Here is a 20,036-nt window from a genome sequence, read left to right on the forward strand (position 1 = left end):
GTGCACCAACATAATTCGGAGAACGCAGCAATGACAACCATCGAATACGGACCGCTGGACGAACAGGTCGCGGATATATACCTACCCGAGGAGCCCCGGCCCGTTCCGCTGATCCTGTACCTGCACGGCGGTTACTGGCGGACGATGGTCGATCGTCAGCACGCGGGGGCCGCGACCGCGGCGCTCGCGCGACTCGGCTACGTCGTCGCCAATATCGAATACCGGCGCGGTGACGGCGCCTGGTCGGCAACCCTCGACGATGTCGCGCGCGCCATCGACACCCTGCCCGCGCTGATCGATGAGCGATTTCCCGGCCGTATCCAGCAGGGACGCATCGGCTACGTCGGCCATTCGGCGGGTGGCCAGCTCGCGCTGTGGGCGGCGCTGCGGCACCGGCTGCCCAGCGAAACCACTTGGCGCACAACGGAACAGCCGCCAGTCATCGGCATCGTGGCACTCGCCCCCGTCGCGGATCTGGCCGAGTCGTATCGACTGGGCATCGGGGAGGGCGCGGTCGCGGCCTTCCTCGGCGGCGGACCCGATGAATTCCCGGAGCGTTACGCCGCCGCGAATCCGTCGGCGCTCGGGCCCGTTCCGGTCCCGACCGCGGTCGTGCACGGCGACGCGGATCAGCGCGTGCCGATCCACATCGGCCGCGACTACTGCGCGTGGTCGGGCGCCGAACTCGTCTTCGCGCCCGGGGCCGATCATTTCCAAATCATCGATCCCGCTTCTGCCGCATGGACTTTCGTGACAAAGGCGGTGCAGCGCTTGATATCCCCGGCGTAATCGGCGACATGCGGATAATCCGCCGGCATTGACCAACGGCGGGTGTCGGTTTAATCTCACTTCGATCACACATATGTTCGAGTGACACAGCGAGACCGAACAGCGCCGGTGCTCGGCCCGACACCTGCTCCAGGGAAGGCACGCGATGGTCGACCGACAGTCGCAGGAAAACTCCGACGAGATCGCCGCGTTGGCACAGCGGGTCGCGGTGGCGCGCGGCAAGCTGCCGCTGCAGCACGACTCGGCGCTGTTCGAGGTGCTGTCCGAGGCCGAGATCGACGCGGAACGCGAACTGGCGGAATGGGTTCGGGCCAAGCGGCGGGGGCAGCGGCGGCGCGCCGTCGCCGACGAACTGGCCGCGGAGAAGCGCGACCGGCGCACCGCCCGCCACATCGAGCGCGCGGCGGACGAGGACGCCCGCTGGCATCGGCGGGCGCTTGCGGCGCGCCGCCGGGCCGCCAGTCAGGATGCGCGGCTCGCCCAGCTGTACCGGCGCGCGGAATGGTCGGCCCGCGCGCTGATCGGGGTCGTCGTGCTCGGCATGGTGTGGGCCGGGGTCAACGTGCAGCACAATCTGGTGCCCAGCGGCGATATGACAGACCCGCTGTACTGGCTCAGCTACGGCATCGAGGCGATGATCTCCATCCCGATCATCACCATCATGGTGGTGGCCACCACCGCCGCCCGCTGGGGCCGCGACCTCGACCGCGGCAAGGTCGTCTTCTTCGAGACCGCGCTGCTCGGCACCACCATTGCGCTCAACGCGGGCCCGCATCTCGCCGCCGGAGAATGGGGCCGGGCCGCGGAATACGCCATCGCGCCGATTATGGTCGGCGTCGTAATCTGGCTGCACGCTTGGGTTTCCGCGCGCTACGCGATGCTCATCGATGGCGTGCCCGTCACATCCGATGACGAAGCGCCCGCCCCGCGCCGCCACATCACCACCGAGCGCGGCGCACCCGTCACCGCGCCGCATTCCGACGATCCGACCGGAATCCGGGAACTCGCCGCCGTCAACCGTCGTGAGCCCACCGCCCAACTCACCGCCCGCCTCACCGAATTCGACGCACAACACCTCACCGGCGCAGCCATGCGCAACCTCACCAACACCTGGCCCCCCGACCCCGCCCGCGTCGACCACACCGAAACCCTGCTCTACCACGCCCAAAGCACAACCCGCGCCCGAAACCGTCCGAGCCGCCCCGTCGACGAGTTCCACAGCGAATACCCGTCGCGCACAACACATCCCAATGCATCGATCACGGACCCCACCGCATCCGATGCCCCCAACCGCCAGCAACCACCGTTGCGCCACAATGGTTTCGAGCTCGACTCCGACACGGCACAGGAAATCCGGGCCAGGACCTCCGCAACCGGTACATCGGACTTCGTCACGGAATCAGCACATTCCACCGGCGCCCAGACCATGCCGCACCAAGCGGCTCTGCGCCACAACGGATTCGAGACCGGCCCGGCACGTACATCTCAGCCGCAACCCACAGCAGCGGCGCAGTCTACGACGTCCTCGGGTGCAGGACCAATCTCTTACGCCTCCGAGCACCGCGCCGAACAATCCGCGCGCGGCCCAGCACACACACCCCGGCCGCAACCCACAACCGCGGCGCAGCCCACGACGTCCTCCGCCACCGGACCGACCTATTCCGCTGACGAGCAGCGCGCTGAACAACCCGCGCCCAGCCCAGCACATACGCCCTGGCCGCAGCCCACAACCGCAGCGCAGCCCACGACGTCCTCCGCCACCGGACCGACCTATTCCGCCGACGAGCGCCGCGCCGAACAGCCCGTGCCCGGTGCGGCCGAAGTCATCGATGACGTGCAGCCGACCAACGTTTCGACGGGTATCGCTGGCAGCCAATACGATTCCGCCGGCGCAGCCTTCACTCCGCACGCAACCGCGGCGAGCACCCTCGATTCGCCCGGCGACGCCAGTACCGTCGACTTCCCACATGCAGCGGAAAACCTGTACTCGCACAACGGCTCCGAGGCGTCCACCGCAGCTCGGTATGGTCAGCACACGAAGGCCGATCAGCTGTCTGCCCCGCCCGGTACCGGTTCGATAAGCCGCGCAGATACCGCTGACCGCGCAACAACACTCACGAATTCGAGCCCGTCCGCCGCCCACTTGGCTCCAGCCGCCACCGGTGGCGCTGCCAACGGCTCGACAACTCGCGCCGAGACCGCCTATTACCAAGCGAGCCACACCGAGCCGACCAGCCATAGCACTCGACACACGCATACCGGCTCGGCTTCGGCCACCTCCGACCTGGGTCCAGCGGCTACCAGCGGTACCGCTGAAACCTCGACAACTCACGCCGAGACCGCCAACAACCCAGCGATGTACGCCGAATCGACCAGTCAAAGCGATCGGCGCACACACACCGGCCCGGCTTCGGCCTCGACCGACCTGAACCCAGCGACCACCAGCGGTGCCGCCGACGCCTCGACAACTCACGCCGAGATCGCCGACGCCCCGACGAGGCACGCCCAGCCGACCAGCAATCACAATCGGCACGCACACACCGGCTCTGCTTCGGCCAGGACCGACCTTGATCCAGCGGCTAACGGCGGCAGCTCGACAACTCGCGCACATACCGAATTGGCGTCGGCCGAAGCCGGAACGGATCAAGTAACTCTCAGTGACGCCGACGGTTCAGCGAACCCCGGCGAGGCAACCGGCCGGGCAACCGCGTACCGCACCGAATCAACCCACCGAGACACCGACGCCGACGATGTGAGTTCGAGGACCTCCGCAGCGCCTACCACCTCGGGTCCCGCGACCCGCGCCTCGGCGAGCGCCGCCGCCGTCTCCGAACCCGTTTCTTCCACCGCACAGGCCGTGCGTTCCACTCGCCGGGTCGCCAGCACGGGCGGCTCCAGGTCCGCCGACGATTCGGAGGGAGCCCTTGAAAGCCGCAGCCGCTCAGAGCAATTGGAACTGCACGTCGACGCGGATCCGGTCGAATCGAGCCGGGGCCGCCGCACCGCGAAGGTCGCGCCGCACCCGGCGACCCGGGGTTCGCTGCGCGCGGCCCGAAGCGAGGCGCAATCCGCACCGGCCCGTGAGCGCTCCGAGCCCAGGCCGATAGTCATCGATCGCGGCAAATCCGCGGGCGCCCGCAGTGCCAGCGAGGTTATCCGGGAAGCGGCCGAGGCGATTTCGGCCGAGGAGCTGGCCGCCGACGCACAGCTGATCGAGCCCGAGAACGATGATGCGGGCATCTGGGCGGTCGCGCGGGCCATCGTCGGCCGGGGGCTCTCGCCGATGCCGGTCGAGCAGCTCGCCGAAATCCTCACCCTCGCCGATCAATCGTGGACGCCGACCAGTATCGGCGCCGAGGTCGGCCTGTCCCGCTCGGCGATCGCCCAGGTGCTCGAATGTGCGCGAAAGGTCCGTCGCCCGTACGCGATTAGCGGTTAATGGACGAAATCCGCTATCCGACAGCCGATTTCGTAGCAAAAACGGACAACCGACCGATAGGTAGGTCGGAGTGCGAGGTTGCGCTCCACGCTTGCTAGGAGGTCGTTGGATTTGCTGTTGACCATTGATTCCCGTGCGATCGGCCGAGCCGCGGCGCAGTCCGTCGTCGCCGCGGCGCTGCTGCTCACCCCGATAGCCGTCGGCACGTCGGCCCAGGCCGCACCGATAACCCCGGCGCCGACGGCGCCCGCCCCGGTGACTCCCCCACCGGTCACTGTCCCGCCGGTGACACCGCCGCCGGTCACCGCACCCCCGGTAACCCCACCGGCGCCGACACCCGGATCGTGCGTTCCCGGCGATCTGGCCTGCAACGGCGGCCGCACCCCCGACGGCTACGGCCCGGACGGCCGCGACCAAGCGGGTTACGACCGCTGGGGCTACGACAGTTTCGGCCGCGACCGCAACGGCTTCGACCGTGACGGCTTCGACCAGTCGGGCTACGACCGCAGCGGTCACGACCGCTGGGGTTACGACCGCTGGGGCTACGATTCGGGCGGCTTCAATCGCGCGGGCTTCGACCGCTGGGGTTACGGCCGCGACGGCTTCACCCAACAGGGTTGCGCCCGTGACGGTCACGACCGCCCCGACGCCGATCACGCGTTATGCGAACAACTTCGCCATCGCCCGTCCACCGGCAGCGCCGGATGAGCGGCGGACAACCGGCGTAGCGGTGCGCGATAACGGCGATACGTGATTCGCCCCCGTACTCACGTAAACGCCGAAAGCGGCGCTGCGGCCGAATAATTCGACCGCAGCGCCGTTTCCCGGTGATTCACCGACCGGCCCGCGCCTCCTGCTGATAGAAGGCTTCGAACCCGGCGTATTCGTCGATCCGCGAACGACCCTCCGGCTTCGCGCCGCGATCGCCGTGGCCCGGCCACCACGCCACATGCCCCATCAGCGCCGTGACGGCCGGGGTGAAGAACATCGCCATCACGAAGGCCGCGATCCCGATGCCGACCGAGATGGCGAACCCCATCTGCGAGAGCATGTCGTTGCCCGCCAACATCATCGAGGCGAAGGTGCCCGCCAGGATCAACCCGGCCGCCGCGATGGTCGGCCCGGTGTGCCGGACCGCAAGCGCCGCGGCCTGTTTCGGGTTGCGTCCGGCGCGCGCCTCCTCACGCAGACGCGCGACCATCAGGATGTTGTAGTCGGTGCCGAGCGCCACCACGAACAGGTACATGATCACCGGCAGCATGAAGATCAGGCCGCTGTTGCCCTTGATGTGCTGGAACAGCAGCACCGCCGCGCCGAGCGTCGCGCCGAAGCCGAGGAACACCGAGGCCATCAGATACCAAGGCGCCACCAGACTGCGCAGCAACAGACCGAGCACCACCATGATCAGCAGCGCCGCCACCGGGAACACGATCGTGTAGTCGTGGTTCATCGCATCCTTGAAGTCGACGAACACCGCCGTCATCCCGCCGACCTCGGCCGTCGTCCCGGCCGGCGCCGCGGCATGCGCGGTATCCCGCAGCGGCCCGCGCACCGTATCGAGTGCGGCATCGGACTCCGGTGCCGAACTCAACGTGACCTGGAAGTCGGCCACCGTCTTATCCGCCGACAGCCGCGGCTCGGCAACCTGCCCGACACCCGGGACCCCGGCCAGTGCGTTCCGGTACCCGCCGAGCTGATCCGAGGTGAGCTCGCCGCCGTCCGAGCGCAGCAGCACATCCGAGGGCTGGGTGACACCCGCGGGCACGCCCTTCAGCAATTCCTTGCTCCAGACCGTGGATTCGGACGACGCGCTGGTCGAACCGGAGGTCATATCGAAGGTCGGGTGGAAACCGAAGGCGAAGATCCCGAATACCACCAGCAGTCCACCGGACACCACCGCGAACGCCCGCGGACGCCGGCCGAGCGCACCGCCGATCGCACCGAACACCGCACCCCTCGGCTCGTTCCGCCACGCCTTCGACGGCCAGAACACCTTGGTGCCCAATAGCGAAACCACCGCGGGGACCAGGGTGAGCCCGGCCAGCAGCGCGACACCGACCGCAATCGCCAGCGCCGGACCCATCGCGCGGAACATGCCGAGCGTGGACAGGGTCAGCGCCAGGAACGCGATGATCACCGCGCCCGCCGCCGAGGTGATGGCCTCGCCGACCTTGGTGACGGCGCTGACCATGGCAGTCTTCGGATCCTCACCGGCGCGCAGCCGCTCCCGATAGCGGAACATCAGGAACAGGATGTAGTCGGTGCCGACGCCGAACAGCACGACCAGCAGGATGGTGCTCACCGAGCTGTCGACCTGTAGGTCGAATGCCTTGGCCGCCTGGGCGATCAGCCCGTTCACGACCCCGGAGATCGCGCCGATCACCACGATCGGCAGCAGCGCGATCACCGGGCTGCGGAAGATGACCAGCAGCAGCACCAGGATCAGCGCGATCGTGGCGATGCCGATGATGGCCATACCCTTCGTGCTGGAATCCTGCTGATCGAGGTACTGCGCGGCCTGACCGGTGATACCGGCCTTCAGCTCGGTGTCGTGCAGCTGCGGTTGCAGCGCGTCACGCAGCGCCTTCACCGCATCCATCTGGCTGGTGTCGGTCTGGCTGGTCATCTTGGTCATCTGCACCGCGATGATCTGGATCAACCGGTTCTCCGACGGCGGTGTCACCTGAATCGCGGTGACATCCTTGATGTTCCGGCTGGTGAGCTGTGCGCCGACCCCGGAGACGGCAGCCGCGTCGGCGTCGGTCAGCGCCGCGCCGTCGGTCCGCTCGAACACGATGAGCGCGGCGGGCGCCGAGCTCTGTGGAAATGCCTTCTGCTGTAGGTCCATTGCCTGCACGGACTCGTAATGCGATGGCAGGAACTGGGATTGGTCTGCGGTCGATTGGAGTTTCGGCGCGGTCACCATCACCGCGACGGCGATCAGCGCCCACAGGCCGATCACCTTCCACGGGTGGTGCACGACGAGGCGTCCCAGCCGAGCGAACATTATTCGGGTTCCTTTCGAATCGTCCTGAGACGGTTCAGATTTCGAGGTCCTGGACGGACGGGTGGGCCGCGACGTCGGCGACGGTGCGGTAGATCCGTTCCGGAATCCGGCCGCTCAGCTCGACGAAGGTGTTCACCACTTCGACCGTGTAGTCGCCCCAATCCTGTTGCCCGGCAGCGAATCCGAACAGATCACGCCAGGACGTCCAGTCGTTCCAATCGGCGGATCGCGCGTAGTCCTTCCAGTCGACGTCGCGGCGGTGTATCACGAACTTGCCCTTGCGGCTGAGGTAGACCCGGACCACTTCGAATCCGGACTTGTTGTACTGGCGCGCTTCGCCGAGCAGCCTGCCGAAGAAGCGCTGCCTGCGGCCACCACCGGGGCCGACGCGGAGCACGATCTCGGTGAAATCGTCCGGCGCGCCCTTGACGAGGTCGATCGCGCCGCCCGCGGGCTCCGGCGCATCGGTCGCGGTATCGGCGGGCGCGGTGGCCTCGGCGTCGAGTTCGACCGGGGTGCTCGGATCGGTGTTCATACCCACTCCATTTCATAAGTAGATGCGCATTCAGGCATGGATGTACCGGCGGCGGTCCATCGTTTCGAACCGTCGTAGGCGTCCCTGATCTGCAGTTATTGCGTACCGCCGAGAGCAGGCGCACCGGCTCTCGTCCCTCACTCACTATAAGTAGATGTATACGTATAGCGCAAGACGGCGTCGGCTATCTTCACACCGGCCGACAATCCCCGCCGGATCTGACAGCCGACTGACACGGCCCTGACACCGGGCCGCCGACCCAAGGTCCCCCGCGAACAGCGGATCAGCGCAGGATCGGTGCGGTGAGCTGTTCACCGCTCTTGCTCAACACAAGGCAGCTGATGCGGCGCGTGCTCTCCCAATCGGTGCTGTCCATCGGACGAACGCAGTAGTTGCGCAGCGGCCTGCCGCCCCGATTGGCCTGCATGGCGGCCGAAAGCGCTGGCGCGCAGCGCAATCCGACCTGCCTGTTGATCTCGATCTCGCCCGGCCACGGACCCGGCGGCAGTTCGAAGTCGTACACCACCTCGGCATCGTGTGCTTGCGTGCACGACCGCAGCGTCAGCGTTTTCGGATGCTTCGCGGGTAAACCGTTGACGCACTGGCCCGTCGACAACTCATCGACCGAAACCATCCGGTCGCCGATACCGGACTCCGGCTTACCGACGCCGATCCAACCCGCCAAATAGGCGCAGAGCAGCAGGACCCAAACACCGGAGCACACAAGGCCGGTCGCCGCCAAGCCGCGCCCGCGGACCCCGCGCGGTATGCGCAGCAATGCGCAGATCCCGAATGGGATCGCCACGAAAAACCAGCCGGTGACCCCGAAAACCAAGGCGGCAACGGCGACCCCGATCGGCCTTCCGGAATCACCGGACCGTTGCGCCGGGTTTTCGGCCTGCGCACCACTGGGATTCACCCACACTCCTTTTCCAACCCGCAGCATGTTAGTCGGAAATCCAGCAGACCGCCGGGTTTGTGCACCTGGCGGAAAATGTTGCCGCCCTTGATGGTCCCGCGACCGGCGATTTGATCGCGATATAGAACAATGCCATCAATCCGGCGACGAGAAATCCGTCAAGTGGGCCTCTCCGAGGCGACAAGGGTCCTTGCCGAGCCATAATCCGCCCGCGCCGTACCGACCCACCGGTAGCGGTAATATGCCACGATGTCATTGCAAGTGTGCGAACAGAATTCGCGGACTTCCGACTATCGGCGGCATCCAACTACCATTCGGTAACAATTCCTCGGCACACACCCGGATAATTCGAATTCACGCTACCGGACCGCGACCTCGCGCACCCGCGCCGCGCGCACCCGCCCGCGATGCACCACCGCGACCATCAGCGCCAGGCCGACGCCGCACACGATGCCGACAATCGCGGCGCCCCCGAATCCGGCCCGATAACCGCCCGCATCGATGACGACCCCGGCCATCGAGCTACCGATCCCCTGGCCGAGGGTCATGGTCGCGCCGTGCCAACCCATCGCCTCGCCGCGCCCACCCTCCGGCACGATGCGGCTCAGCTGATCGACCGATGCGGTGAGCGTCGGCGCGCAGAACACGCCCGCGAGCAATCCGGCCAGCGCGAGGGTCAGCGTATCGTTCACGAAAGCCATTGGTACGGTGACGATTCCGAGCCAGGCCAAGAGGATGTAGGTCGAGATCGGGCGGTGCAGCGCACCATAGACCAGCCCGCCGAGCAGCGAACCGAAACCCCAGAGCGCCAGGACCACCCCGAGCCAGCGCTGCGCGTCGAATGCCCGGATCGCGGGTACGAAGGCGAGCTCGGTGGCGCCGAGCACGGCGACCGCGGCGCACGCGCCGAAACACAGCGCGACGAATTCGGTCCCGAACCAGGTGCGGCGCGGCACAATAGCAGCCGCATCCGCCGAATCATTCGAGCGCAGCGGCGGATTCAGCGCCCAGAGCAGCAATCCGGCCAGCACCAGGCACATTTGGATCACGAAGAGCACCACCCGCGTCGATCCCGCGCCGGTCGCGGCGATACCGATCACCGGCCCGATCATGAAGGCCGCCTCGATCGATACCGACTCCAGCGCGAGCGCCGATTTCCTGGCCTGTTCGGTGGTCACCGCGATCACCGCCTGCCGCACCACGGTGAAGATCGGAACCTCGAAAAGCCCTGCCAGTGCGGCGATTCCGAGCAACGCGCCATAGCCGACGAACGGCGCGACCGCCCAGCACAGCCCGCCGATCACGATCGAGGGCAGGATCGTCCGGCGCAGACCGAGCCGGTCGAGCAGCCGCCCGCGCCACGGCCCGCTGGCCGCCCGGCAGACGGTGAGCGCCGTCGCCAACAGACCCGCCTGCGCATACGACCCGTGCAACGTTTGCACCACATGCACCGGCAGCAGAATCGACCCCGCGAAGTACGGGATCCGGACCAACGCGCCCAGCAGCAGCACATTGCGCGCCGCCGCGACGGCCAGCACCTCGCGATAGGACCGCATTCTATCGAGCCTGGCAGCTCGCGAACCGATCCGCCACGGATTTATCCCATCATCCGGCCTGGCCGAACGTCTTTGCGCGCGGGTGGTCAACGTCCGCCGAGAATGACACAGATATCCGCGGCGGCGCAGTCGGCGGGATCCTGGGCGGCGGCCCGCTCGGCGAGGCGCAGCAGCTCCCGCTCGGTGCGGCGCAGTTCGGCGAGGCGGGCGCGCACCTCGGTCAGGTGCGCGTCGACGAGCGCGCGCACATGTGCGCACGGCGGCGCTCCGCTATCGCGAATGGCCAGCACATCGGCTATTTCGGCCAGATGCAATCCGGCCGTCTGGGCGGCGCGGATGAACCGAACCCGATGCACGGCGTCGGCCGAGTAATCGCGATATCCGGCCGAGGTGCGCTCCGGTTCCGGCAGCAGCCCGGCCTGCTCATAGAAGCGCAGCGTTTTGGCGCTCACGCCCGCCTGATCGGCCAATGCACCGATTCGCATGCCGAATTCTAGCTTGACCTTCCAGTGCACTAGAAGGTTTACCGTCACGGATATGAGTCCGCCCTCCTTGATGGTGCTCGCGGTGCCGGATTGCCCCAACGCACCGCTGCTGATCGACCGCCTACGCGAAATATCCACGGCTCGAACAGAATTCGAGCCGGTTCAGCGAATCGTGCACGATCAGGCCGAGGCCGAACGCTACGGCATGCACGGTTCACCGACGCTGCTGGTGAACGGCGTCGACCCGTTCGCACAACCCGGCGCCCCGGCGAGCCTGTCCTGCCGGCTCTATCCACACCCCTGCGGTCGCATAGACGGCGCCCCCAGCGTCGCCGAACTGACGGCCGTCCTCCGCTCGCACGAATCGGGAGCCGAATCATGTCCGACCACACCGATCTCCGATCCCGCGATTTCGATGCCGCGTGGCGCGCCGCCATCGCCGACAACCGGCTCCGCACCGACTTCGCCGCCGCCGTCATAAGGCTCACGCGCATCGGCTCGCGGCCGGCGCCGCTGACGGAACTCGCCGCCGAAATGCACCGATCGGTGCCGGAGATCACGGCCTTCGTCACCGAATACGGTGGCGGTCCGATGCGCATCGCCGACGGGATGGTCTACCACGACCATCCGAACGGACCAGGTCCCGCGACGCGCTGGACCGTCCACATCGGCGAACGCACCATCTACTCGGAAACCGGTTGCGCACCAGACCTGTTCGCGGCCGCACACTGGCTCGGCGAACAACTCACCGTCGAGGCGACCTGTCCGGTCACCGGCACACCGATCCGGGTCCGGATCGGCCCCGACGGAGCCGACGCCGAACCCGCGAGCACGGTCGTCTCGGTGCTGAATCCACGCGGCCCCGAATTCCACGACATCGCCGAGCACACATTCACCGAGTTGGACGAGCAAATCTGTTCCGAGCAAACGTTTTTCGCCTCACGAGCCGCCGCAGTCCAATGGCAGGCCGCAAATCCGGGCGGACGCCTCTTCACCGTCGCGCAACTGCACAACTGGATCCCCCGCATCGGATTCTGATCACCTCGCCCTACGATAAACCTGCCGCGGACCACCTTCCGGCCCCGGCGCGACCACCTCGGCAGGGCTGAACCCCAACCGTTCATAAAACATCCGCGCACCACTCGCAACCGCCCCGGGATGCTCGGCCCCAAAGGTAACCACCTCGATGACCCCCGGATCCGGCGCACCCATAGCCTGGTCGATTGTGGAGGTTATCGATTCGATCAAGGATCCGCGGATTGCGGCGGCGCGGGCGTTGGCGACGCGGGCGGGGCGGATCGCGGTGGGGCGGTGCCTGATCGAGGGTGCGGGGTTGATTCGACAGGTGGTCGCGGCTGGGGGCGCGGTGGAGTTCGTGCTTCGGGCGGTCGAGGCCGATGATGCCGCGGTGGGCGCGGAACTCACCGCTGCGGGTGTCACCGTGTATGCCGCGCGAGAAGGCTTGCTGCGCAAGGTGGTCGGCGGTGCTAAACCCGTTGGGTGGTTGGCCGTGGCGCACCTGCCGGATGAGGTGCTCGCCGATGCGCCGTACGGCGATTTCGCCGTGGTGTGCGAACAGGTCAACGATCCGGGCAATCTCGGGACGATCGCCAGAACGGCGCGGGCGCTCGGCGTCCGCGACATCGTATTGACCGATACCGCAACGGATCTCACCACTCGACGGGTGCTCGATGCCGCCCGTGGCGCGGTGCTCGGCTGCCGGGTGCGCCGCTTCGACACCCCGGCCGATGCGCTGAAAGCGTTGCGCGCGGCCGGATTCCAGATCGTGGCGACCAGCCCGCGCGGTTCCCGGCTGCAGTCGACGGCTCCGCTGCGCGGCGATCGGATAGCGCTGGTGATCGGCAACGAAACCGACGGCGTCAGCGCCGAAACACAAACGGCCGCCGACCTTCTGGTCCAGATCCCGATGGCGGGCGCGGTCGAATCACTCAACGTCGGCGTCGCCACCGGCATCAGCATCTACGAACTACGCATGAGGATGATCCTGACCGTGCTCACCGACCGCATCCGTAACACCCTCGGCCGCAACCTCGGCGCCGCCGCCACCCTGGTCCGCACCGCCTTCGACGCCCAACTCCGCCAGGTCGGCGACCTGAACAGCGACCAGGCCATCCTCCTGATGATTCTCGCCTGCGACCGAATCACCACCCGCGACCAGCTCCGCCGCGATATCGGCACCGGCACAACCGAACTCGACACCATGCTGGCCCCGCTCGCGGACAACGGCTATCTCACCGCCGACCAGCGATCCGTCACCATCACCACCGAGGGCGAACGCGCCGTTGCCGCGCTCTGGACCATCCAGGAACGCGCGGAAGAGGCCATCTACCGCGGCTTCACCGCCGCCGAACGCGACCAACTCGCCGATATGCTGCGCCGCATCCAGCACAACGCCGGCCACCTGAATAGCTGAACTGTCGCTGAATCCTCTTGCCGCCCTGCGCCTTCCACCGGCTGGCAACAAGCGTCCAACCCGATCAACGGCTAGGGTCGTGGCAAAACGCGATGCAGGAGGGGACGGCGGCAATGACATCCAACGATCGAGGCGGGGTCGTGATACCCCAGGACATACCCACATCGGCACGGGCATACGGCTGGATACTCGGTGGCAAGGACAATTACGAGGTGGATCGCGCGCTGATCCTCGACGTGCTCCAGGGCTTCCCCGAATGCGTCGACATCGCTCGACAGAACCGCGAATTCCTTTACCGGGCAGTCCGATACCTCGTCGCGGAGGCGGGCATCACCCAGTTCCTCGACCTGGGCTGCGGCCTGCCCACCGACAACAATGTGCACCAGGTGGCCCAGCAGTTCGATCCCGATGCCCGGGTCGCCTACGTCGACATCGACCCCATCGTCCTCGCCCACGGGCGGGTGCTGCTCGCCGACCAGCGGGCGACCATCGTCATCACCGCCGACATGCGCGAACCCGAAAGCGTGCTGGCACAGGAGGATGTCCAGCGGCTGATCGACTTCACGAAGCCGGTCGCGGTGCTCTTCCTATCCGTCGGCCATCACCTCAAGGATGTCGACGAGGTCGGCAACGGCGCGCGCCACGCCCTGCGCCATATCATCGACACGGTCGCCGCCCCCGGCAGCTACCTGGCCTTCTCCCAAGTCGTCAGCGACGACCCGGAGCTGGGCGCCACCTTCGCCGAACAACTGGACAGCGCCGGAATCCCTTGGCAGAACCGCACTCCCGCCGAGGTCGACGCCCTCTTCGACGGCCTGGACCCGGTCGACCCCGGTCTGGTCAACCTCGTCAACTGGCGCCCCGACCCCACCCAACCCCCGCTGGAAGCCGTCCCCGACCCGCTCCGCCCCTACGTCGGCACCACCGAAACCCGCACCACCGTCTACGAATACGGCGGCCTGCTCCGCAAACCCTGACGAACGGCGAAGGCCCGCCTCCCGAATGGGAAGCGGGCCTTCGCAATACAACTTCTCGGCCGAGAAGAAGACTTACTTCGCCTTCTCCAGGACCTCGACGAGCCGCCAACGCTTGGTGGCCGACAGCGGACGGGTCTCCATCAGCTGGACGCGGTCACCGATGCCGGCGACCTCGTTCTCGTCGTGCGCCTTCACCTTGGAGGTGGTGCGGATGATCTTGCCGTAGAGCGGGTGCTTCACCCGGTCCTCCAGCTCGACCACGATCGTCTTGTTCATCTTGTCCGAGACGACATAGCCGATTCGAACCTTGCGGCTACCCCGCTCTTCCTTCTTCACGTCGTCGCTCATGCGGCATCTCCCTTGTCAGCGGGTCCGGTGGCCAGACCGAGCTCACGCTCACGCATGACCGTGTAGATGCGCGCGATCTCGTGACGGACGACGCGCAGACGACGGTTGTTGTCCAGCTGACCCGTCGCCATCTGGAAGCGCAGGTTGAACAGCTCTTCCTTCGACTCACGCAGGCGGGAGACGAGCTCCTCCTCGGTGAGCTCGCGCAACTCTGCGGCCGGTGTACCGGTTGCCATCAGAACTGCTCCTCCCTGGTCACGATCCTGCACTTCATCGGGAGCTTGTGCATCGCGCGGCGCAGCGCCTCACGAGCGGTCTCCTCATTCGGGTACGACATCTCGAACATCACGCGGCCGGGCTTGACGTTCGCGACCCACCACTCCGGCGAACCCTTACCGGAACCCATGCGGGTTTCGGCCGGCTTCTTGGTCAGCGGGCGATCCGGGTAGATGTTGATCCAGATCTTGCCGCCACGGCGGATGTGGCGAGTCATCGCGATACGCGCCGACTCGATCTGCCGGTTGGTGACGTAGGCCGGCTCCAGCGCCTGGATGCCGTAATCGCCGAACGCCACCGAGGTGCCGCCCTTGGCCATACCGGAACGGCTCGGGTGATGCTGCTTGCGGTGCTTCACCTTGCGTGGCATCAGCATGCGTCAGCCCTCCTGATTCTCTGCCGGAGCCTCCGCCACGGCGGTGGCGGCGCGCCCGGCCTCGGTGCTGGTCGCAGTGGTGCCGGTGGAGCCGGACCGACGCGGGCGGCTCGGCCGCTCACGGCGCGGACGATCGCGGTCGCGATCACCCGACGGGGCGGCCGCGGCGGTCAGCTCACGCTTGCCACCGACGATGTCGCCCTTGTAGATCCACACCTTCACACCGATGCGACCGAAGGTGGTCTTGGCCTCGTACAGGCCGTAGTCGATGTCGGCGCGCAGCGTGTGCAGCGGCACCCGACCCTCGCGGTAGAACTCCGAGCGCGACATTTCGGCGCCGCCGAGGCGGCCCGAGCACTGCACGCGGATGCCCTTGACGTTCGGCGAACGCATGGCCGACTGGATGGCCTTGCGCATCGCGCGACGGAACGCGACACGGTTGGACAGCTGCTCGGCCACACCCTGGGCGACCAGCTGCGCATCCGACTCGGGGTTCTTGACCTCGAGGATGTTCAGCTGAACCTGCTTGCCGGTGAGCTTCTCCAGCTCGGCGCGGATGCGGTCGGCCTCGGCGCCGCGACGGCCGATCACGATGCCCGGACGCGCGGTGTGGATGTCCACCCGCACGCGGTCACGGGTGCGCTCGATCTCGACCTTCGAGATGCCCGCCCGCTCCATGCCGTTGGCGAGGAGCTTGCGGATCGCGACGTCTTCCTTCACGTAGTCCGCGTACTGCTTGTCCGCGTACCAACGCGACTTCCAGTCGGTGGTGATACCGAGGCGGAAGCCATGGGGGTTGATCTTCTGTCCCATTTACTTTGCCCCTCCCTTCCGGCGGCTACGAGTGGCGCCGGCGGTGGGCACGCTCTCGACCTCGATGGTGATGTGGCTGGTGCGCTTGCGAATCCGGAACGCGCGGCCCTGGGCCCGCGGCTGGAAACGCTTCATGGTCGCGCCTTCGTCGACGTACGCCGTCGAGATGACCAGGGTGGCCGGGTTCAGGCCGAGGTTGTTCTCGGCGTTGGCCGCGGCCGAGGCGACGACCTTGGCGACCGGCTCGCTCGCGGCCTGCGGCGCGAACTTCAGGATGTTCAGCGCGTCCTCGACCCGCTTGCCGCGGACCAGGTCCACGACGCGGCGCGCCTTCATCGGCGTGACGCGGACGTGCTTCGCGGTCGCCCGGGCAGTCGGGTTCTGAGTCTCAGTGGTCATCGCCGCTTGCTCTTCCGATCTTCCTTGACGTGGCTCTTGAACGTCCGGGTGGGCGCGAACTCACCCAGCTTGTGCCCGACCATGGACTCCGAGACGAACACCGGCACATGCTTGCGGCCGTCGTGCACCGCGAAGGTGTGCCCGATGAAGTCGGGAATGATGGTCGAACGACGCGACCAGGTCTTGATGACCTGCTTGGTGCCCTTCTCGTTCTGGACGTCCACCTTCGCGAGGAGGTGGTCGTCGACGAACGGGCCCTTCTTGAGGCTGCGTGGCATTTCTTACCTCCTCCTTCAGCGCTTCTTGCCGGTCTTGCGACGGCGGACGATGAGCTTGTCGCTCGGGCGGTTGGGCTTGCGGGTGCGGCCTTCCGGCTGACCCCACGGCGAGACCGGGTGGCGACCACCGGAGGTCTTGCCCTCACCACCACCGTGCGGGTGGTCGACCGGGTTCATGACGACACCACGGACGGTTGGGCGGCGACCCTTCCAGCGCATACGGCCGGCCTTGCCCCAGTTGATATTCGACTGCTCGGCGTTGCCGACCTCGCCGACGGTGGCGCGGCAGCGCACGTCGACGCGGCGGATTTCACCGGAGGGCATACGCAGCGTGGCGTAGGGGCCTTCCTTACCGAGCAGCTGGATGCTCATGCCCGCGGCGCGGGCCAGCTTGGCACCGCCGCCGGGACGCAGCTCCACGTTGTGGATGGTGGTACCCGTCGGGATGTTGCGCAGCGGCAGGTTGTTACCCGGCTTGATGTCGGCCGTCGGGCCGGACTCGATCGGGGTGCCCTGCTGAATGCCCTTGGGCGCCAGGATGTAGCGCTTCTCGCCGTCCCGGTAGTGCAGCAGCGCGATGTTCGCGGTGCGGTTCGGGTCGTACTCGATGTGCGCGACCTTGGCGGGGATGCCGTCCTTGTCCAGTCGACGGAAGTCGATCAGACGGTAGGCACGCTTGTGGCCACCACCGCGGTGCCGGGTGGTGATCCGGCCGTGCGCGTTGCGGCCACCGGTCTTGGTCAGCGGGCGCAGCAGCGACTTCTCGGGGGTCGACCGGGTGATCTCGGCGAAGTCCGAGACGCTGGCGCCACGGCGGCCCGGCGTTGTCGGCTTGTACTTACGGATTGCCATGAGTTCTTCTCTGCTTTCTGGATTCCCGTCCGCTTACGCGACCGGGCCTCCGAAGATCTCGATGGGCTTGCTGTCGGCCGAGATGGTCACGAGCGCACGCTTGGTGTCCTTGCGCTTGCCGTAACCGAAGCGGGTCCGCTTGCGCTTGCCCTGACGGTTGGCGGTGTTGACGCTGGTGACCTTGACACCGAAGACCTTCTCGACGGCGATCTTGATCTGCGTCTTGTTCGAGTCCGGGTGCACCAGGAAGGTGTAGGTGCCTTCCTCGATCAGTCCGTAGGACTTCTCCGAGATGACCGGCGCAAGCAGGATGTCGCGGGGGTCGGCGATGGTGGTCACTTGCTCTCCTCCTGTGCAGCCTCGGCGGGCCCGTGCACGAAGGCGTTCAGGGCCTCCACGCTGAACACGACCTCATCGCTGTTCAGCACGTCGTACGTGTTGAGCTGATCCGGCGCGATGGGGTGCACGTTCTGCAGGTTCGCCACGCTCTTCCATGCGGCGATGTCCTCGCGGCCGACGACCACCAGGAACTTCTTGCGCTCCGACAGCTCGGCCAGGAAGCTCTTCGCCGTCTTGGTGGACGGGGTCTGACCCGCGACCAGCTCGGTGACGACGTGGATGCGCTCGTTGCGGGCCCGGTCGGACAGGGCGCCACGCAGGGCGGCGATCTTCATCTTCTTGGGCAGGCGCTGGGTGTAGTCGCGCGGCTGCGGGCCGTGCACGGTGCCACCGCCGGTGAACTGCGGCGCGCGGGTCGAACCCTGGCGGGCGCGACCGGTGCCCTTCTGCCGGTACGGCTTCTTACCACCGCCGGAGACCATGCCCCGGGTCTTGGTGGCGTGCGTGCCCTGACGGGCCGCGGCCTGCTGCGCGACGACCACCTGGTGCATCAGCGCGATATTGGCGGTCACGTCGAAGATCTCCGCGGGGAGATCGACGGTGCCCTCGGTCTTGCCGCCCGGAGCCTTCACCGGCAGCGTCAGGTTGACCTTGGTCTCTGTGCTGGTCATGCGTGCGCACCACCCTTCACGGCGCTCTTGACGATCACGACGCCGCCCTTGCGACCCGGGATCGCGCCCTTGATCAGCAGCAGGCCGTTCTCGGCGTCCACCTTGTAGACGGACAGGTTCTGCGTGGTGACCCGCTCGTTACCCATGCGGCCCGACATACGGGTGCCCCGGAAAACGCGACCGGGGGTCGCGCAGGCGCCGATCGAACCCGGGCGGCGGTGCACCGCCTGCGCACCGTGCGAGGCGCCCTGACCACGGAAGCCGTGGCGCTTCATGGTGCCGGCGAAGCCCTTGCCCTTGCTGGTGCCGGTGACGTCGACGTAGGTGCCCTCTTCGAACACGTCGGCGGACAGTTCCTGGCCGACCTCGAAGGTGGACGCGTCGGCGACGCGGATCTCGGCCACGTGGCGGCGCGGGGTGACCCCGGCCTTGGCGAAGTGGCCGGAGACCGGCTTGTTCACCTTGCGCGGGTCGATCGCGCCGATGGCGAGCTGCACGGCGCTGTAGCCGTCGCGCTCGACCGTCCGGATCTGGGTGACGACGTTCGGGCCCGCCTTGACGACGGTCACCGGAACGACGCGGTTCTTTTCGTCGAACACCTGGGTCATACCGAGTTTGGTGCCCAGGATGCCGGCCGCTGGCCGATTCTTGTTGTCAGTCATATCTCGAGTCCCCGTCACTGAATGTTGACGTCGACGCTGGCCGGCAGGTCGATGCGCATCAGCGCGTCGACCGTCTTCGGCGTCGGGTCGAGGATGTCGATCAGCCGCTTGTGCGTCCGCATCTCGAAGTGCTCGCGCGAGTCCTTGTACTTGTGCGGCGAACGGATGACGCAGTACACGTTCTTTTCGGTCGGCAACGGTACCGGCCCGACGACGCGGGCACCGGTACGGGTCACCGTCTCGACGATCTTGCGCGCGGACGCGTCGATCGCCTCGTGGTCATAGGCCTTGAGCCTGATGCGGATCTTTTGTCCCGCCACGCTAAGTGTCCTTTTCTCCGCTTTTCCTTCGTGATCCGGAAGCTGGCTTCCGTACCACCCTCATTTGCACAGCCCGAACACACGAAGACGTCTCAGTTGGAGACCACGATCGGACGCGCGTCCGATCCTCGCCGCTGTTCATCTGTCATGGTTCTCCGGTACACGCGGTCGGGCGTGTCGCCCATCCGCTCATTCCTCGGCCCCGGAAATACTTCTCCCTGCCAGGCTCGGAACATTGTCCCGGACGTACCCGCACCGGAATCCGGCGGGATACAAAATTGGGTACTGCTCGCCTCGTCCGACTACGCCCAGGTTCGATAGGGAACAGGCATGGCCCGGTGCAAGGCAACCCGAACAGTATGCCCGACGCGATCGGACACTTCAAATCCGGCCCCCTCGACCGGCTTCCCCCAGGTAAACGGAGGGTCGGGGGGGGGGGGGGCCCCCCCCCCCCCCCCCCGCCACGGGGGGGGGGGGGGGGGGGGGGGCGGCGTTTTTTGTGTGCGAAGCGCGGGGGGCGAATTGTGGGGTTGCAGTGCACCGGCCCAGACAGTTAACAAT

23 protein-coding genes are annotated in these 20,036 nt (G+C 67.0%); 7 read left to right on the forward strand and 16 right to left on the reverse strand.

Annotation, left to right across the window (positions count from 1 at the left end; all coding sequences use genetic code 11):
- The first annotated feature begins 30 nt into the window (after nucleotides 1–30).
- The 3 genes from LGY53_RS29520 to LGY53_RS29530 all read left to right on the forward strand — a co-directional run bounded on the left by LGY53_RS29520 (nucleotide 31) and on the right by LGY53_RS29530 (nucleotide 4,936).
- Nucleotides 31–789 (forward strand): S9 family peptidase, encoded by a 759-nt coding sequence (locus LGY53_RS29520; RefSeq protein ID WP_225729961.1) that lies wholly within the window; start codon nucleotides 31–33, stop codon nucleotides 787–789.
- 145 nt (nucleotides 790–934) lie between these two features.
- Nucleotides 935–4,228 (forward strand): hypothetical protein, encoded by a 3,294-nt coding sequence (locus LGY53_RS29525; RefSeq protein WP_225729962.1) that lies wholly within the window; start codon nucleotides 935–937, stop codon nucleotides 4,226–4,228.
- A 105-nt stretch (nucleotides 4,229–4,333) separates the two neighbouring features.
- Nucleotides 4,334–4,936, forward strand: a complete 603-nt coding sequence (locus LGY53_RS29530) for a hypothetical protein (RefSeq protein WP_225729963.1) — start codon at nucleotides 4,334–4,336, stop codon at nucleotides 4,934–4,936.
- Nucleotides 4,937–5,060: 124 nt separating this feature from the next.
- On the opposite strand, the gene LGY53_RS29535 is transcribed toward LGY53_RS29530, so the two are convergent.
- The 5 genes from LGY53_RS29535 to LGY53_RS29555 form a co-directional block, all read right to left on the reverse strand.
- The gene (locus LGY53_RS29535; protein WP_225729964.1) at nucleotides 5,061–7,235 is read right to left on the reverse strand and encodes an MMPL family transporter; all 2,175 of its coding nucleotides are present in this window, start codon (nucleotides 7,233–7,235) and stop codon (nucleotides 5,061–5,063) included.
- A gap of 34 nt (nucleotides 7,236–7,269) precedes the next feature.
- Complete coding sequence (locus tag LGY53_RS29540) at nucleotides 7,270–7,770, reverse strand: EXLDI protein (protein ID WP_225729965.1); 501 nt, start codon at nucleotides 7,768–7,770, stop codon at nucleotides 7,270–7,272.
- A gap of 283 nt (nucleotides 7,771–8,053) precedes the next feature.
- A complete protein-coding gene (locus LGY53_RS29545) occupies nucleotides 8,054–8,689 on the reverse strand; it encodes a DUF4190 domain-containing protein (RefSeq protein WP_225729966.1) in 636 nt (211 codons plus the stop codon).
- Between the two features lie 359 nt (nucleotides 8,690–9,048).
- Nucleotides 9,049–10,245 (reverse strand): MFS transporter, encoded by a 1,197-nt coding sequence (locus LGY53_RS29550; protein WP_225729967.1) that lies wholly within the window; start codon nucleotides 10,243–10,245, stop codon nucleotides 9,049–9,051.
- Between the two features lie 86 nt (nucleotides 10,246–10,331).
- A complete protein-coding gene (locus tag LGY53_RS29555) occupies nucleotides 10,332–10,730 on the reverse strand; it encodes a heavy metal-responsive transcriptional regulator (RefSeq protein WP_225729968.1) in 399 nt (132 codons plus the stop codon).
- Nucleotides 10,731–10,782: 52 nt separating this feature from the next.
- On the opposite strand from LGY53_RS29555, the gene LGY53_RS29560 reads away from it, so the two are divergent.
- The 4 genes from LGY53_RS29560 (at nucleotide 10,783) to LGY53_RS29575 (ending at nucleotide 14,141) form a co-directional block, all read left to right on the forward strand.
- On the forward strand, nucleotides 10,783–11,211 hold the full coding sequence (locus tag LGY53_RS29560) for a DsbA family protein (protein ID WP_225729969.1): 429 nt from the start codon (nucleotides 10,783–10,785) through the stop codon (nucleotides 11,209–11,211).
- Entirely contained in the window at nucleotides 11,109–11,768 is a 660-nt protein-coding gene (merB, locus tag LGY53_RS29565; protein WP_225729970.1) for an organomercurial lyase, read from the forward strand. Before LGY53_RS29560 ends, merB begins: the two co-directional genes overlap by 103 nt.
- Nucleotides 11,769–11,916: 148 nt before the next feature.
- Nucleotides 11,917–13,164 carry a TrmH family RNA methyltransferase gene (locus tag LGY53_RS29570; RefSeq protein ID WP_225729971.1) on the forward strand — a complete coding sequence of 416 codons (1,248 nt, stop codon included), beginning with the start codon at nucleotides 11,917–11,919 and terminating at the stop codon, nucleotides 13,162–13,164.
- Between the two features lie 113 nt (nucleotides 13,165–13,277).
- Nucleotides 13,278–14,141, forward strand: coding sequence for an SAM-dependent methyltransferase (locus tag LGY53_RS29575; RefSeq protein ID WP_225729972.1), 864 nt, complete (start codon nucleotides 13,278–13,280; stop codon nucleotides 14,139–14,141).
- Between the two features lie 72 nt (nucleotides 14,142–14,213).
- Here the strand turns inward: LGY53_RS29575 and rpsQ are convergent, their stop codons facing one another.
- The 11 genes from rpsQ to rpsJ are packed head-to-tail and all read right to left on the reverse strand — an operon-like array spanning nucleotide 14,214 to nucleotide 19,475.
- Entirely contained in the window at nucleotides 14,214–14,489 is a 276-nt protein-coding gene (gene rpsQ, locus LGY53_RS29580) for a 30S ribosomal protein S17 (RefSeq protein WP_167472065.1), read from the reverse strand.
- Nucleotides 14,486–14,725, reverse strand: coding sequence for a 50S ribosomal protein L29 (gene rpmC, locus LGY53_RS29585; protein WP_167472064.1), 240 nt, complete (start codon nucleotides 14,723–14,725; stop codon nucleotides 14,486–14,488). Before rpmC ends, rpsQ begins: the two co-directional genes overlap by 4 nt.
- Nucleotides 14,725–15,141 (reverse strand): 50S ribosomal protein L16, encoded by a 417-nt coding sequence (gene rplP, locus LGY53_RS29590; RefSeq protein ID WP_167472063.1) that lies wholly within the window; start codon nucleotides 15,139–15,141, stop codon nucleotides 14,725–14,727. Before rplP ends, rpmC begins: the two co-directional genes overlap by 1 nt.
- A 3-nt stretch (nucleotides 15,142–15,144) precedes the next feature.
- Nucleotides 15,145–15,954, reverse strand: a complete 810-nt coding sequence (gene rpsC / locus LGY53_RS29595) for a 30S ribosomal protein S3 (protein ID WP_167472062.1) — start codon at nucleotides 15,952–15,954, stop codon at nucleotides 15,145–15,147.
- Nucleotides 15,955–16,353 (reverse strand): 50S ribosomal protein L22, encoded by a 399-nt coding sequence (rplV, locus tag LGY53_RS29600; RefSeq protein ID WP_167472061.1) that lies wholly within the window; start codon nucleotides 16,351–16,353, stop codon nucleotides 15,955–15,957. It lies immediately after the preceding gene.
- The gene (gene rpsS / locus LGY53_RS29605; RefSeq protein ID WP_067785343.1) at nucleotides 16,350–16,631 is read right to left on the reverse strand and encodes a 30S ribosomal protein S19; all 282 of its coding nucleotides are present in this window, start codon (nucleotides 16,629–16,631) and stop codon (nucleotides 16,350–16,352) included. The genes rplV and rpsS overlap by 4 nt, the downstream gene beginning before the upstream one ends.
- Nucleotides 16,632–16,646: 15 nt before the next feature.
- A complete protein-coding gene (gene rplB, locus LGY53_RS29610) occupies nucleotides 16,647–17,483 on the reverse strand; it encodes a 50S ribosomal protein L2 (protein WP_167472060.1) in 837 nt (278 codons plus the stop codon).
- Between the two features lie 33 nt (nucleotides 17,484–17,516).
- On the reverse strand, nucleotides 17,517–17,822 hold the full coding sequence (gene rplW, locus LGY53_RS29615; protein ID WP_014981657.1) for a 50S ribosomal protein L23: 306 nt from the start codon (nucleotides 17,820–17,822) through the stop codon (nucleotides 17,517–17,519).
- Nucleotides 17,819–18,493 carry a 50S ribosomal protein L4 gene (rplD, locus tag LGY53_RS29620; protein ID WP_167472059.1) on the reverse strand — a complete coding sequence of 225 codons (675 nt, stop codon included), beginning with the start codon at nucleotides 18,491–18,493 and terminating at the stop codon, nucleotides 17,819–17,821. The genes rplW and rplD overlap by 4 nt, the downstream gene beginning before the upstream one ends.
- A complete protein-coding gene (gene rplC, locus LGY53_RS29625) occupies nucleotides 18,490–19,155 on the reverse strand; it encodes a 50S ribosomal protein L3 (protein WP_225729973.1) in 666 nt (221 codons plus the stop codon). The genes rplD and rplC overlap by 4 nt, the downstream gene beginning before the upstream one ends.
- Before the next feature lie 14 nt (nucleotides 19,156–19,169).
- Nucleotides 19,170–19,475, reverse strand: a complete 306-nt coding sequence (rpsJ, locus tag LGY53_RS29630; RefSeq protein ID WP_003938093.1) for a 30S ribosomal protein S10 — start codon at nucleotides 19,473–19,475, stop codon at nucleotides 19,170–19,172.
- Between the last annotated feature and the right edge of the window lie 561 nt (nucleotides 19,476–20,036).

It is taken from the genome of Nocardia sp. JCM 34519.1 (assembly GCF_020361265.1).
Classification (GTDB): Bacteria; Actinomycetota; Actinomycetes; order Mycobacteriales; family Mycobacteriaceae; genus Nocardia; species Nocardia arthritidis_A.

Coding starts and splice junctions, on each gene's coding strand:
- LGY53_RS29520 (WP_225729961.1), top strand. CDS start 31: ATGACAACCATCGAATACGGACCGCTGGACGAACAGGTCGCGGATATA.
- LGY53_RS29525 (WP_225729962.1), top strand. CDS start 935: ATGGTCGACCGACAGTCGCAGGAAAACTCCGACGAGATCGCCGCGTTG.
- LGY53_RS29535 (WP_225729964.1), bottom strand. CDS start 7,235: ATGTTCGCTCGGCTGGGACGCCTCGTCGTGCACCACCCGTGGAAGGTG.
- LGY53_RS29540 (WP_225729965.1), bottom strand. CDS start 7,770: ATGAACACCGATCCGAGCACCCCGGTCGAACTCGACGCCGAGGCCACC.
- LGY53_RS29550 (WP_225729967.1), bottom strand. CDS start 10,245: ATGCGGTCCTATCGCGAGGTGCTGGCCGTCGCGGCGGCGCGCAATGTG.
- LGY53_RS29555 (WP_225729968.1), bottom strand. CDS start 10,730: ATGCGAATCGGTGCATTGGCCGATCAGGCGGGCGTGAGCGCCAAAACG.
- LGY53_RS29560 (WP_225729969.1), top strand. CDS start 10,783: ATGAGTCCGCCCTCCTTGATGGTGCTCGCGGTGCCGGATTGCCCCAAC.
- merB (WP_225729970.1), top strand. CDS start 11,109: ATGTCCGACCACACCGATCTCCGATCCCGCGATTTCGATGCCGCGTGG.
- LGY53_RS29570 (WP_225729971.1), top strand. CDS start 11,917: ATGACCCCCGGATCCGGCGCACCCATAGCCTGGTCGATTGTGGAGGTT.
- LGY53_RS29575 (WP_225729972.1), top strand. CDS start 13,278: ATGACATCCAACGATCGAGGCGGGGTCGTGATACCCCAGGACATACCC.
- rpsQ (WP_167472065.1), bottom strand. CDS start 14,489: ATGAGCGACGACGTGAAGAAGGAAGAGCGGGGTAGCCGCAAGGTTCGA.
- rpmC (WP_167472064.1), bottom strand. CDS start 14,725: ATGGCAACCGGTACACCGGCCGCAGAGTTGCGCGAGCTCACCGAGGAG.
- rplP (WP_167472063.1), bottom strand. CDS start 15,141: ATGCTGATGCCACGCAAGGTGAAGCACCGCAAGCAGCATCACCCGAGC.
- rpsC (WP_167472062.1), bottom strand. CDS start 15,954: ATGGGACAGAAGATCAACCCCCATGGCTTCCGCCTCGGTATCACCACC.
- rplV (WP_167472061.1), bottom strand. CDS start 16,353: ATGACCACTGAGACTCAGAACCCGACTGCCCGGGCGACCGCGAAGCAC.
- rpsS (WP_067785343.1), bottom strand. CDS start 16,631: ATGCCACGCAGCCTCAAGAAGGGCCCGTTCGTCGACGACCACCTCCTC.
- rplB (WP_167472060.1), bottom strand. CDS start 17,483: ATGGCAATCCGTAAGTACAAGCCGACAACGCCGGGCCGCCGTGGCGCC.
- rplD (WP_167472059.1), bottom strand. CDS start 18,493: ATGACCAGCACAGAGACCAAGGTCAACCTGACGCTGCCGGTGAAGGCT.
- rplC (WP_225729973.1), bottom strand. CDS start 19,155: ATGACTGACAACAAGAATCGGCCAGCGGCCGGCATCCTGGGCACCAAA.